The sequence below is a fragment of the Flavobacterium sp. SOK18b genome (assembly GCF_014156605.1).
Lineage (GTDB): Bacteria > Bacteroidota > Bacteroidia > Flavobacteriales > Flavobacteriaceae > Flavobacterium > Flavobacterium tiangeerense.
In genome coordinates this window covers 22,908-37,000 of record NZ_QKNZ01000011.1, presented here as the reverse complement: position 1 = coordinate 37,000, position 14,093 = coordinate 22,908, and the positions used below count along the sequence as shown (strand labels likewise).

12 protein-coding genes are annotated in these 14,093 nt (G+C 34.5%); all 12 read right to left on the bottom strand.

What is annotated here, in order from left to right; all coding sequences use genetic code 11:
• Positions 1–27: 27 nt before the first annotated feature.
• Positions 28–1,017: a glycosyltransferase family 2 protein gene (locus DNC80_RS02415; RefSeq protein ID WP_182648909.1), complete on the bottom strand. Its 990-nt coding sequence runs from the start codon at positions 1,015–1,017 to the stop codon at positions 28–30.
• Positions 1,007–2,026 (bottom strand): exostosin family protein, encoded by a 1,020-nt coding sequence (locus DNC80_RS02410; protein WP_182648907.1) that lies wholly within the window; start codon positions 2,024–2,026, stop codon positions 1,007–1,009. The genes DNC80_RS02415 and DNC80_RS02410 overlap by 11 nt, the downstream gene beginning before the upstream one ends.
• Before the next feature lie 5 nt (positions 2,027–2,031).
• Positions 2,032–2,880 carry an FkbM family methyltransferase gene (locus DNC80_RS02405; protein WP_182648905.1) on the bottom strand — a complete coding sequence of 283 codons (849 nt, stop codon included), beginning with the start codon at positions 2,878–2,880 and terminating at the stop codon, positions 2,032–2,034.
• Positions 2,870–4,423 (bottom strand): glycosyltransferase family A protein, encoded by a 1,554-nt coding sequence (locus tag DNC80_RS16110; protein ID WP_182648903.1) that lies wholly within the window; start codon positions 4,421–4,423, stop codon positions 2,870–2,872. Before DNC80_RS16110 ends, DNC80_RS02405 begins: the two co-directional genes overlap by 11 nt.
• Positions 4,420–5,568: a glycosyltransferase family 4 protein gene (locus DNC80_RS02395; protein ID WP_182648901.1), complete on the bottom strand. Its 1,149-nt coding sequence runs from the start codon at positions 5,566–5,568 to the stop codon at positions 4,420–4,422. Before DNC80_RS02395 ends, DNC80_RS16110 begins: the two co-directional genes overlap by 4 nt.
• A 64-nt stretch (positions 5,569–5,632) precedes the next feature.
• Positions 5,633–6,529 carry a hypothetical protein gene (locus DNC80_RS02390; RefSeq protein WP_182648899.1) on the bottom strand — a complete coding sequence of 299 codons (897 nt, stop codon included), beginning with the start codon at positions 6,527–6,529 and terminating at the stop codon, positions 5,633–5,635.
• A gap of 49 nt (positions 6,530–6,578) precedes the next feature.
• Positions 6,579–8,012, bottom strand: a complete 1,434-nt coding sequence (locus DNC80_RS02385) for an MBOAT family protein (protein WP_182648897.1) — start codon at positions 8,010–8,012, stop codon at positions 6,579–6,581.
• A gap of 1 nt (position 8,013) precedes the next feature.
• A complete protein-coding gene (locus tag DNC80_RS02380; RefSeq protein ID WP_182648895.1) occupies positions 8,014–9,411 on the bottom strand; it encodes a UDP-glycosyltransferase in 1,398 nt (465 codons plus the stop codon).
• An 88-nt stretch (positions 9,412–9,499) separates the two neighbouring features.
• A complete protein-coding gene (locus tag DNC80_RS02375; protein WP_182648893.1) occupies positions 9,500–10,375 on the bottom strand; it encodes an N-acetylneuraminate synthase family protein in 876 nt (291 codons plus the stop codon).
• Positions 10,376–10,586: 211 nt separating this feature from the next.
• Positions 10,587–11,747, bottom strand: coding sequence for an acylneuraminate cytidylyltransferase (locus DNC80_RS02370; RefSeq protein WP_182648891.1), 1,161 nt, complete (start codon positions 11,745–11,747; stop codon positions 10,587–10,589).
• On the bottom strand, positions 11,744–12,517 hold the full coding sequence (locus DNC80_RS02365) for a hypothetical protein (protein WP_220485196.1): 774 nt from the start codon (positions 12,515–12,517) through the stop codon (positions 11,744–11,746). Before DNC80_RS02365 ends, DNC80_RS02370 begins: the two co-directional genes overlap by 4 nt.
• A 136-nt stretch (positions 12,518–12,653) precedes the next feature.
• Entirely contained in the window at positions 12,654–14,093 is a 1,440-nt protein-coding gene (locus tag DNC80_RS02360; RefSeq protein WP_182648887.1) for an MBOAT family protein, read from the bottom strand.

Below are 14,093 nucleotides of genomic sequence, written 5' to 3'. Positions count from 1 at the left end.
AAGGCCTCCACAGTCATTATTTTGTATTTACGGCGGAGAAAATAAAATCGATATCCAACCCACAACTCTTCCTATGGTTTCTAAAAATGCGACTTTTTTATCATTGCCCCTAAAAGAATTTGTACCTCTGATGCACAATAACAAAACGGTAATTAGATGCCACTTGAGCCTATCCTTGATTTTAGGATTTGAGTTCTTCACGTGCCATACGTACCACCCGTTTCGAACAACCATTTTACCATATTTATATTGATTTGGCCGACCATAAGGTTCGTGATAGTGAAGTAATTGCGCCTTTGTATTGATAGCATTTCTGCCATATTGCAAAACTCTCAAACTGAAATCAGCATCTTCATACAAGCCATATCCTTCAAAATAAGTAGAAAATTGCAACTCATTAAAAACACTTGCCCGAAAGGACATTGCCATTCCAATTAACAAATCTACATCATAGATTTTGCCTGTCAAGGGATAACCACAAGTACGACCATGAGAGAAATTAGGCATTTTTCCGGGATGCAATGGAGAAGACAAACCCAGATAATTGCGAACTACATTACGTAATCCCTCGGGATAAACGTAATTTTCCCATTGATAAAAATAATGAGGATGATAAGAAATATTCGGCTTTTTTTCTTGCCATTTATTTTCGTTCACTGCAACACCTCCCACTCCTACAAGGCCTTCATCCTCTTTGAATGTTTTAATGATTTCCAAGCAATAATTAGGAGTAAGTATGGTATCATCGTCCAGAAAACAAATCACTTGGAAACTTCTATCACTTTTTTGAATACCAAAATTTCTTTGCTTTGTCAAACCTCTTTCTGATTCACTTACTTTGTAATAAGCCACCTTATCAAAATCATGTTGTGCAATAGCATTTTCCGTATCTTGGTTCTCACTGCCATCAATGACTAAAATTTCATCTGGATAAAGTGACTGCTGCGCAACAGATAGCAACAACTTTACCACGGCTTGCGGGCGCATGTACGTACATATAATGAGACTAAACTTCATTTATTTTATTTTTAAAAACACGGTATATAGTCCTAAAATAAGCTTCTCGTTCTAAAAAATTCAACCATAAATTACGGTTGTCAATTTGCATTTGAATAAAATCTTCTGGTGATATAGCCTTATGAAAAGCGACTAACTCTTGTATCATGTTTTCCTCAGATACCATTACGCAATGTTTACTCCAATCAATTTGATCGTCTAGAGGCAATCGAATATCCGTGTTTACCACGACCGGAATCCTTCCCATGGCCAACGTTTCATAAAACCTAACCGAAAAATTTCCTGCTCCACGCATGCAAAACGTATATGGATTAGCAGCAATATTATCAAAAAATTCCTGTCTTGCAATGGCTTTGTCCTGAGCTGTTTTTGCGCCAGCACTGTAATTTTTTCTCAAAATAAAATTAGTTGCTACTTTTTCACTTTTTGATAATTGTTTTAAAAAATAATAGCGTTTTGCACTAGAAGGATAAAACTTTTGAAAATCAGCTTGTTCCCGTTTTAAAATGATATCCAAATTATTTTTACAATACCCAATTGATTCTTTTAACTGTTTAGTAATTGAATTAGCTGCATGCCCCACAAATCCTATTTGAGGCAACGCAATTTTAGGAATAGCAACTACTACTTGATCTTTATTTTGAAATGGATCATTGATAAAAGACGGCAAAATAAAAGTAGTCCTTGGTAACTTAGAATGAAAACCACCGTTTCTAAATACTTGAACAGTAGTATCTAATGTCAGTCCAAAATCTCCCCCAGAATACAGCCAAACTATTTTACGCCTTTTTTGGGCCTCAGAAATAAATTGATTTAAATCCCTACGGGTACCAAACCGTCGCAAATTTACAGGAACTATTGCTACATCACAAGCTTCAAGAGTTGATACGAACTCATAAAGGGTATTCAAAATACTATTCTCCGTATAACACAAATCAAACAACAACGGAAAAACTTCTTTGCGGTTTTCAGGAGTTATAAACAGATGATTGGTATAAATTTTTAGCATTTGTATTATTTGCTTTTCTTAATGAAAATAGTATTGAATGTCAAAGTGTTAAAACTCTCCATTTCAATACACTTTTTATTCTCCACATCGTATCGAATAGGTACAAAGTTAAAAGAAAGTAATAATTCAAATATTTGTTGGTTGGTATGACCAAATTTCAAATTAGACGAGTTTAACTCAATAATAATATATTTAAGACTTTCACGCTTTAGTATTTCTGTTGCTCCTTTTAGAACAAAATATTCATAACCTTCAACATCAACTTTCAAAAAAGTTGGGGCAAAATCAGCCAAAATTGTATCGAGTTTTTTTACCTCAACGGTAACATATCCTGATTCCTGATCTAAAGCAACCGCATTCATTACTCCCTTATGCTGTGTAAAATTCAAGAAGGATTCCTCTTCGCCTATTCCAATATTATATGTTGTGATTTTTTGCGATAGATTATTTAAGTCTATATTTTTTGTCAATTTTACAAACGTGGATGGTATTGGTTCACAAGCTATAACATCTGCTTGACATATTCCTGCAGCCAGTAAAGTAAAATGTCCCACATTTGCTCCAACATCAATAAACAGCTCATTCGGTTTTAAATGATGCAACAAAAACATAGAATCTTCGTAATCAAATAGTTTATAATAAATATTGGCCACAATACCTGCATCTCCTTTTTGAGCATAAAACTTCAAACCATCAATCCAATCATATTGTCTTGGTTTAGGATGTAAACTTTGAATACTATTGAATGAAACATATCTAAAAAAAGCTTTCCAAACAGTATCTTTTGTTAATGGATGCTGCTTAAAATCATCCCATCTTTTGAGTAATTTAGTATAGACGTATTTAATTCTCATGTTGTCCTATTTTTAATTTTTGTGCCCAAAAAATGCTTCTTTCCCATTTTTTATTAAAATTACGAACAAAAAGAATACTCTTTAAAATGGGCTCTTTTTTTAGAAGCTTTAAAAAAAGTAATAGCTTAAAACCTTTTAATTGCTCTAAAGTAAAATGTTTTAAATAGACATACAATATAGTAGGTGATGGTTTGGGGTGAATGCAATCTTGTTCCCATAATTGAGGCAGCGGCGTTCTAAAACCTCCCGACGGTGCTTTAAGATGCGTTATTCTTAAACTGGGAAAATAAATAATATCATAACCTGAATTCCGTAATTGTAGACCGAAATCAGTATCCTCTCCATAACCAAATTCTAATGCCTTATCAAAACGAATGTTTTTTAAGGATGGCGCAGCTACAAAACTATTTCCCGACCCAAAAATACCCGATTGATGAATGGTATTGAATATTTGAGTTTCACCCTCCTGCAAATAAGCAGTAGTTATAGCTTCTAAGCCATACTTTGTAGCGTTTTGTAACACATCCCGAATCAAATGTTGTCCAAAACGGTTGTCATCATCCCCAAGAAATACCCACTCACTTTCCACTAGATCTAAAGCTAGATTTCGGGCATTGCAAGCACCAGTTTGATGTGTAAAGACGTGTTTTACAACAAAAGGCCAGTTTTTTTCTTGCAAATATTCTAGTTCTGAAATACTATCAGGTACAGGATTTTGCTCAATCACAATTACATGTACAGGCAAATGAGATTGGGCAGCCAAATCTAGAAGTACATCATATAAATACACTTTCCTTCCCAAAGTAGGAATGATAACATCAATAGAAGGCAACTCTTGTGCATCTTGGTCAACATCTGCCATTAAGGACTCAAAACTAAGGTCCATATACAAGCGACTTTTAAAAAACAAGGCCTTTAAAAGAGGAAAAAAAGTCAATCGTTTTTCATAAACCAACATCATAAAAAATAAAAAGAACACCCATTGCTTTTTAAAATGCTGACTCACAAACTTAAAAGCTGCAAAGATACTAATAGGCTTTTCATGAATTACATCTTGATTATCAAACAATAATTGTGGTGCAGCATAACAAAACAGGCCTTTAATCATTCCTATTTTTGCAATAGAACACAAAAAATAATTCAAATTGACATCTGGTTTAAGCTGTGATTTATTGCGCTCTAGTACCGAGGCATGTATCACTCCCACGGTTGAGCTCATGCACCACGTAGGATAGGTAACGGTGTGATTGACTTTTATAAAGGGAGATTGCTCTATATAACCTACTAAATTTTGAAAAGGCAAATCTGCTGCTCCTTTGTAACTCAACATCACATTTTTATGCTTTGAAAGCGCATCTAAGACTGTTAGATTCAGTTTTTTCTTCACAGTTTCATGACACCAAACTATTTTTACATTTGGATTTTCACTAGCAATAAGAAATAATGTGTGCGCAATATTGCTTCTATTTAACTTTGAATAAAACAGAGGCGAAACTCCATCAACGGCAGTAACCTTGCTATCTCTATGATATACTATAATCACTTCTTAAGAATTGATTTATAAAATTGAATATTCTGCTCTACAATTTTTTCGATATCAAAATGTTCTTGTACATATAGGCTAGCATTTTTACCCATTTCAATACCAAGTTGCGGCTGCTCCAGAACAGTAAGAATACGATTTGCAAATTGTTGATGATCTGCAGGATGCACTAGAAAACCACTATCAGCATCCACCATCAATTCTTGCGCCCATCCAATATTGGTATTTACCACAGGTTTCTGCAAAGCCATAGACTCAATTGTCACCATTCCAAGGGTCTCTGCATAGCTAGGAAAAATACATACTTGTGCTAGTCTTATGTGTTTTTGGATGTCTTGATACGGTATTTTCCCTAAGTACGTTACGTTTTTTACGTCTTCACTGTCAAAACTTTGCTGTAGTAACTCCCAAGTAGAGGTTGCTCCCGTTGCCACATCGGATGCATCTCCGCCTATCAAAACCAGTTTGGCCTCTGGGAATTTCGTACGCACGATATTAAAAATAGCAGGCAATTCCAAAACTCCTTTTTTTCTAATAATGGTGCCTATGTACAATAACAGTCCGTTCTCAAATTGTGTTGGATTTGGATTTTGAAAATCTTCTAATGCCAACCCATAATGAATGGTTTTTACAGTTTTGTTTTTAATTCCAAATAATTCTTTCGATACTCTTCCTGCGTAAGCAGTGGGAGCTATAAACTCCTTGGCTTTTTTGACAGCTTGCTTTTCGAACCAAAAATTTTTCCATTTTTGTTTGCGCTTTTCAAGATGACAAAAATAGGTATCACTGCCATGAAAACGAATTACCAATGGCGCTTTTAGTTTCATAAAAGCAGTAATCCCTGTCCAATCAGGTGCTTCAAGAAGATCAATTTTTTCGGTGATTATCAAATCATTTACATAATCCTGAATGTATTTTCTATGCAAGTACCAGCCTAAAAATCGATATTTTTTTGATTTTAAAATATGTATCGTTACTCCATTTTCGTCAAGTTGAGCATTTTCCGCCTGACCATATACAATCACGGTTACCTTAATCTTTTGTTTAGCTAAAGCTACTACTAAGTTTTTAATACTTGTGCCAATGCCCGCAGCGTGACCCACTTGCTTATGAGGATATTCTGGCGTAAGAAAAGCAATGTGCATAAGGTATGGATTACAAGTTTAATGGCCAGTGTATTATTCTAACCCATCGACGTTTTATTCTGCTCTATTTAATTTTGTGTTCTTTACTGTTAAAAAAATCCTTAATTACAACTGAGGTAAACTTTCTAGCTCCTGCATCATTCAAATGGCCACAAGATGAAAAATATTGATCTCCAATCACCACATTTTCATAATTATGAATTTCAGGATATAATTTCTTTACTTTTTCAAAATAATTTATGCCTTTAGTATTGCTACACATAGGCGTCATGATAGCAATAAAGTTAATGTTATTCTCTTTACAAAGCTGTTTTATTTCTTCAAAGTATTTGTTTTTCAAAGGCTTTAAGTTGGTCAAATCATTCTTCATATTTGCCTTAGGATTTTTGTACAAAGGATAGTAGCCTAAGTGATCGAGTAATTTTGTAGGTTTATGAAACAAAACGTCATGCATTTCTCTAAAACCTATTTTTGCATCAAATGCTACATACCTATAAAACGGTACATAATACATGGATGCAAAATCAGTTTCATTCGAAAAATGATTTGCTATAGTTTGAGATTGATGCAAAAATGGTAGAAAATGTGATGAAACTCCTTCGTCACGCTTTTCATTGGAGAGATTCAAATCAGCTTCTAAAACTACATTTTTTATAACATACTTTTTTTCGATCATTAATTTTAATAGCAGTGAGGCTTCAAAAAGATGTCCACCACTCATTCCGTAATTAAAAGCGCGCAACCCTTTTTGTTCAAATAATGGAGTTACAAAATGATTATTTGCTCTTGAGGATCCCAAAATAACCACATCAAATTTTTGAGCTTTTGAGTTGTAAACCTGTTCTATCTTTCCTCTTGTGGAGGATTGCAAATAAACAGAGGTATACAAAACATCCAAGATCACTGCTAACAAAAGGAGTATCAAGAGTGTTTTGCCAATAAAAATTAAAAACTGCTTCATTATTCGTTTTTTCGAGGTTGAATTTGAGGTTTTCTTATCTTATTTATTTTTAAAACTGAAAATAAATAAATTCTTTATAATCAGCGTAAGTGCCTAGAGCTACAATAGCAACAAGACAAAGGCTCAGCCTTAAGTAACTGTATTTTCCAGAAATAGGTTCTACTTGCTGACGGTTTTTCCATTCTACAAGAACAAAAGCTAGTATCAGAACTACAATTTCATAGTTATACCTTTGATTCTCTAAATATTGTATTTCAAAAATACGATTCGAAAACATTCGTACGATGTACTCATAGGCAGCCTCGATAGATTTGGACCTAAAAAATATCCAAGCCAAACAGGTTAAAGCAAAAGTAGTCAGCATGCTAAAGAATACTTTAATACCGTTAAAATTCAAATTTAAACCAACCGTTTCCATATTCGAACGGTTGCGATTTAAAATCAATAATGGCAAAAAGTACAAGGCATTGATAAAACCCCAAGCAACAAAAGTCAAATTGGCTCCATGCCAAAAACCACTAACCAAGAAAATTATAAAAGTATTTCTAATTTTCATAGCCATACCTCCTGAGCTACCTCCTAGCGGAATATACAAATAATCTTTGAACCAAGAAGAAAGCGAAATGTGCCAACGCCTCCAAAACTCAGCTATATCTCTTGAAAAATAGGGATAATTAAAATTCCGTAACAAATCAATCCCAAACAATTTTGACATTCCCAATGCCATATCAGAGTAGCCCGAAAAGTCACCGTAGATTTGGAACGCAAAATACACAGCACCCAAAACAAGTGATAAGGTATTCATAGACGGGTAATTATCAAAAATAGCATTCGCATAAGTTGCGCAAGTATCCGCAATGACCACTTTTTTGACTAATCCCCACACGAACTGAAATACACCTTCTTTAGCTTTTTGATAATCAAAACTGCGCTTCACTTTTACCTGCGGTAATAAATGGGTCGCTCTTTCAATAGGACCAGCCACAAGCAAAGGAAAGTAACTCACAAACAACGAATAATCTACAAAATTATATTCGGCTTTGATGCGCTTGTAATAGATATCAATCACGTAAGATAAGCCGTGAAAGGTGTAAAAAGATATTCCTACTGGCAAGACCACATGGAGTAACAATGGACTGGTTTTAAAACCAAAACCATTTACCAATTGAGAAAACGAATCAGCAAAGAAATTGTAATATTTAAATATCCCTAAAAATCCTAAATTGATGGCTATACTGAGCCAAAACCAAAATTTTCGAGCCGTTTTACTACTGCTTTTTTCTATTTGAATCCCCGTGTAATAATCTAAAAATGTAGAGAAAATTAACAAAAATAAAAAACGCCAGTCCCAACACGAATAAAAATAATAACTCGCAATAATAAGAAGTGCATTTTGATAGGACTTGTTTTTATTACAAACAAACCAATACAAGATAAAAACAATGGGCAAAAATACCGCAAAGGCAAGTGAATTGAAAAACATATTAGTTTTTTAAAATAGTTTCTATGGTATCCCAAATAGTTTTAGACGCAACTGATGGATGATTTGACGCAACAATATCAAACCATTTTTTCCCTACTGAAACATTGGATACTTTTTGTTCTAAAATTTGTTCAACCAAGAATTCTAAATCTTTTTTATGGTTACAAAAAACGGCAGCATCTGGGCTGGGCATACTCCTAAAATGAACATAGTTATAGTTTTGACCTATATCCCGAATGCCTTTTTTCAATTGAGGTTGCTCGTAATTAAAATACAAACAGGATTTATTGTGCAATACAAAATCAAAAACAGTTGAGGAACACACATTGGCCACAAATTCCGAATGTTCACACACATTATACAACAAACCTAAATCAGCTTTTGTGGGTAAAATTTCATTCCATTGTGTTCCTTTGGAGGTCCACAAAGGATCTATCACAGCAATAACATCTTGGTATTGCTGTATTATTTTTTCATATCTCGTGGTAGTATCTACTGGGCATTTCCTGTAAATTATTCCTAGATCATGACCTTTAGCATTTAAACTTCGCACGGCTTGAGCCAAATCCTCTAAATAAAACTGATCCAGTGGTGAGGTAGTTTCGTCATCACCAGAAAAACAAATGTACTTTTTATGATAATCCAAATTATGTTGGTTACAAAAATCCATTCTGCTTTGTGCCAAACTCGTATCAAAATGAGGTTCAAACTGTGGAGTACCAGTTACAAAAACTTGATTTTCTTTGATAAACGGATAGTAAGTTAGTACTTCTTTTTTCATCAAATCACTCCACACACAATAGAAATCTGTTTCTATTAGCTGCATCGCCTTTGGAACATTGTCCCAAGAATATACAAAACCTACTGTAGGAATTCCTAAATCTTGAGCAGCTAGCAATGCGCTTATAGATTGTGTGGCACGCTGTGTGGTACAAAAAACAAGATCTGGTTTATGTGCTTGCAGCTGGGCTTTGCAGTACTGGTATTTTTTTGTGGAACGTTCTAAACTATTGATTCGTTTTCTAATGCGAATTATACCTACCTCAGAGGAGTTCAAGCCAATGAGTATTTGGGTAAAGACACTCTTTAAAATATTTTTGATTCCTTTGTAACTAAAAGGAAATTTATAAGTTGCGTAAACGGAATCCTTGAATTTTTTCTGTGAAACATCGAGTTCAACATGCTTTCTAGCTCGAGTGTACAAAGGAGTTAATGGATGTATTTTATGATTTTTGAGTGGTAATTCCTCATAACCCAATTCATTTTCAAGTGAAAATACCGTATTATTCCAGTACACAATGGTATTCCCGCGTTCCTCTCCCAATTCCTTAAACTGAGTAAATGCAAAATTGCGCAACCCTACTCCATCTGGAAAAAAAACAAAAACTTTTTTATTCATGTTACCCATTTACTTCAAAAATTCAAACTTTAAAATGCGATTTGGCATACGCATGCATACCCAACACACGATTTAAAAACAAAACTGTTTATCCTTTTTTATTCTTCAATTTATCTCTTTGTACTTGTTCAATTGGCAAAATATCCGTCGACTTCGTTGTCAAAGCTTGGTACACTGCTTTTAAATCTCGTATCAACTTACGCATACCCATTGGCTCAAGAGAGGCGGCATGATCGGTGCCTTTCCAAGTTCTATCCAGGGTATAATGGCGTTCAATAATAGAGGCGCCTAAGGTATAGGCGGCTACATCCACAGCAATGCCTAAATGATGACCTGAAAAACCAATTTGTTTTACTAGTCCTCCATATTTACTTTGCAAAGCATTAATTTCTAACAAACAAACACTGTCAAAAGGAACTGGGTATCCTGAAGTACAATTGTATAAAACCAAATCTTGATTGCGTTCTTTTTTTACGAAAAAGTCTACAATATCTTTCATTTCATCTTGCGTTGTCATTCCAGTCGAAATATGAATTTCCCCTTTGTAATGGTCGCATAACCATTCGAGCATGGCATAATTATTATTACATGCTGATGGAATTTTTATGAATTCAGGTTTTAAAGAGGCTATTTCTTGAGCCGATGTTACATCCCAAACTGATGTAGAATATACTAATCCTACTGATTCACAATATTCTTTTAGCTCAGCATGTTGTTCCACTGTGAATTCTAGATACTCTCGGTGTGCTCCATAAGTATCACCATAAGAATTGTCTCTATTGGGATGAGGCGAATTGTACTGCTCTATAGTAAGTAATTCTTTGTTGTTGCGTTTTTGAAATTTTACGGCATCTACATTACAAAAAATCTTTGCAATATGAATCAATTCCTTTGCAATAACCATATCTCCTTTATGATTACATCCTATTTCAGCTATTACATAAGGTGCTTTGTATGCCTTCATTTTTTTTATTTTAGTAAGCAAAGAAAATTATTTTTTTCCTAAAAACGATTACTTTGCCGTATTAATATTTGGCTAAAAACAACACCTCAACTCTATTGCTTTCGCAACATACATCGAACCTTACAAAAACATCTGGCTTTACAAATGCCATCTCCTTATTTGTATTTCTTTTCGTATTGTATCATAATGCCGTTTAAGTAGATGCTTATTTTTAAGAGTAGCGCAGGTTGTATTTCATAATGCGCTCACACACTTCCCTAATGGCGCCTTGAGCAGATGCTTGGGTCAAAACATAATCCGCATGTTGTTTTACTATTTCAGTTCCATTAGCTGGACAAAAAGACCAACCTACACTACAAATGTTGGCCAAGTCATTCACATCATCACCTACATACGCTACTTGAGAATAGGAGGCTCCCTTAGTTATTAAAAATTGTTCCAGAAATGAATATTTGTCTTTGACTCCCATAAAACAATGTTCTATCTGCAATTTTTTCATGCGGGTTTTTACCAATTCGGAGTTTTCAGAGGTCATAATTACAACTTCTACTTGATTTTGTCTGATTATTTCAAGTCCCATCCCATCACGCATGTCAAAATACTTCATCAATTCCCCATCAGCTCCATAGTATACACCACCATTGGTAAAAACACCATCAACATCCAGAACCAAATAGGATATTTTATTATGCTTTTTACTTTTTTGTAAACGATGAGCCAGCAACTGGGTTACAATTTCCCAATCTGCAGTTGAATCAATTTCCGTGTAAGACTCTTCATCCATCTCCACAAGTCCTATGTTGCCACTTATTCTGTTTTTTGAACGTGCAAAAGCGGCTTTGGTAGTGGCATATACGGCACCGTTTTCAACCAAAAGTCCTTCAAAATCTTGGCGTCTAGGCCTGTTGTAGATGTCATAATTTTGTGGTTTACCCGATGCATCCCAAATAAAACGGTGTGTTTTAACCACTGTAAGAGCTGCATCATAAGATTCCTGCTCTACTTTGGCTAAAACGGTATTAATTGCTACTCGTTGCGTTAAAGGTGACGTTGCCTGAAGCAAGCACAAAACATCATAATCATGAGCAATAAGCTGAGTAAACTCAGTCATAACACTTTCGGTTGAGGCAGTGTCCGATGCATTCTCATCAGTTCGCAAGAGTGCTTTTACTTTTGAACTCCAATGGTATTCTTTTTCTATGTAATGAATGATTTCTGTATCATCTGTAAACACATATATTTCATCTAAATTTGAAAAAATAGCTTCACTCAAAACCCAAGAAAACAAGGGTCTCCCCAACATTTTTTTCTTGTTTTTTCCTGGTATTCCTTTAGAGTTTTTGCGTAGCGGAATCAAACCTATTTTTTTCATTTCAGGTAATTTTTATTTTGTATAAAGGTACTTATTTCATTTGTAAAAACTTGGGCGGCTTTTTGTTGTAAATGGGATTCGTCATGAAAACTAGCTTCGTTTTGATAAATCGTATTCAAGGTATTGTAAACCATAACATCATGTGCAGGCACCATTTTTAAAAACCGCTTGTAAAATTGTTTGTCGAATGCCCCATAACTGGGCGGAAAAACATAAACTATTTGTATCTTATTTTTGAAACACAATTGTTGTAACGCCTTAAAAGCGGTGAGTTTTTCTGTATTTTCTAAAGATCTATTGTACAATTGAACCGAATTTTTTTTACCAATAAAAGAAACTTTTCTGTTATAAAAGGGCATGGAACCCCAAGCATCAATTTTTCCGTCAAGCGGAATAGCTACTTTCGATACCGAAAAATTAGATCTATTGAGACGCGCCAAACAAAAAACCCAAGAAAGCACATTTTTTTCTTTTTGACGGATCAACTCTTGTGTGATATAATTGTATTTAGCTAATGGATACAAACGATCAAAACGAAAATTAAGTGTTTTTTCATTTACAAATTCATGCGGATTATCAATGGTTAAGACTACCATTTTCGGCTTTTTATTATATTTCAATACTGATTTTAATACAAAATAATGAAACCTAACATCTGATCCAGGATAGGAAAGATTGTATGTACTGTGGCTTGTTTTGCTTTCTATCTGTCCTGCCAAAATATTATTAGCGCCTCTTGAAGACCCTAAAATCAATACGTCTTTGTTCATCTTTCCTTTTAATACTTGTTCTAAACGCGTGTCGTACTCCAGTGTGGGCGCATGATGCAAGAAAAAATAAAACAACTTATCCACCACAAAAAAAGTAGCTAAAAAAAGGACACTATGGAGGATAAAACGCCGCATATTAAAATTGAAAATAGATGAATTGTTGTTCTACAGGACTACTAAATACAAAAATGAGAATTAAAACAAAACTTATAAAAAACCATCTAATTAGTCTGTTCCCTTGTAAATTAAAGTTTTCTAATGCAAATGCATTCCTACGACCAAACCATTCTACAGTAATACAAAATAAAATCAGGACTAAGACATTGGTTGGACGTACACTGGGTATTGTAAATAAAGAAATTGAAAAAATACCCGAAATATAATCAATAGCAGCAGACAAAGAATTGGCCCTAAAAAAAACCCACGCAAGAGTTGTCATTAAAAAAGTACTTCCCATTTGAAAAACCTCCTTAGCACTAGGCCATGTATTTGAAAAAGCTACTATCTCAATATGTTTTCGATTTTTTTGCGCCAGCAACAAAGGCACAAAATACAAGGCATGCAAAAGCCCCCAAACGATAAACGTCCAATTGGCTCCATGCCAAAAACCGCTCAATAAAAAAATGATACAAACATTTCGGATTTTAAAAAAACGAGAGCCTGAACTACCTCCCAGTGGGATGTACACATAATCTTTGAACCAAGAGGATAATGAAATGTGCCAACGACGCCAAAACTCCGCAATATCTCTGGAAAAATAGGGAAATGAAAAATTTTGAAGCAACTCTAATCCAAAAAGTTTTGAGGTTCCTAATGCAATATCTGAGTAGCCACTAAAGTCGCCATAAATTTGGAAAGCAAAAAATAAAGCTCCTATAAATAAGGTGCTTCCGGATTCCTGTGGTGCATTATTAAAAATTCCATTGGCGTAAAGCGCACATTGATCAGCAATCACAATTTTTTTAAACAATCCCCACACTATTTGGTACAATCCATTTACTGCTTGCTGGTATGAAAATGTTCTGTTTTTTTTGAGTTGGGGTAATAAATGGGTGGCTCGCTCAATAGGCCCAGCAACCAAAAGGGGAAAATAAGATACAAATAAGGCATAAGCTATGGGGTCTTGCTCTGGAACCAGTCGTTTTTTATAAACATCAATCACGTAAGATAGTCCGTGAAAAGTGTAAAATGAAATTCCAACTGGCAAAATAATTTTCAACACGTACAAATCAATATCCCAACCCAACACCTGCAGTGCTGACTGCATTGAAACTGCAAAAAAGTTATAGTATTTAAAAATTCCGAGGAAAGAAATGTTAATTCCGATGCTTGACCAGAACCATATTTTCCGGACTTGTTCTGATTTTGAATTTTGCATTTGTAACGCCGATACATAATCTAAAGCCGTTGAAAACAATAACAATCCAAGAAACCGCACATCCCAACAAGAATAAAAATAGTAACTGCACAACAACAAAAAAATATTTTGAGCCTTACTTGATTTACCCAAAACATACCAATACACCACAAAAACTATGGGTACAAATAAGGAGTACATGAGGGTGTTAAAAAGCAT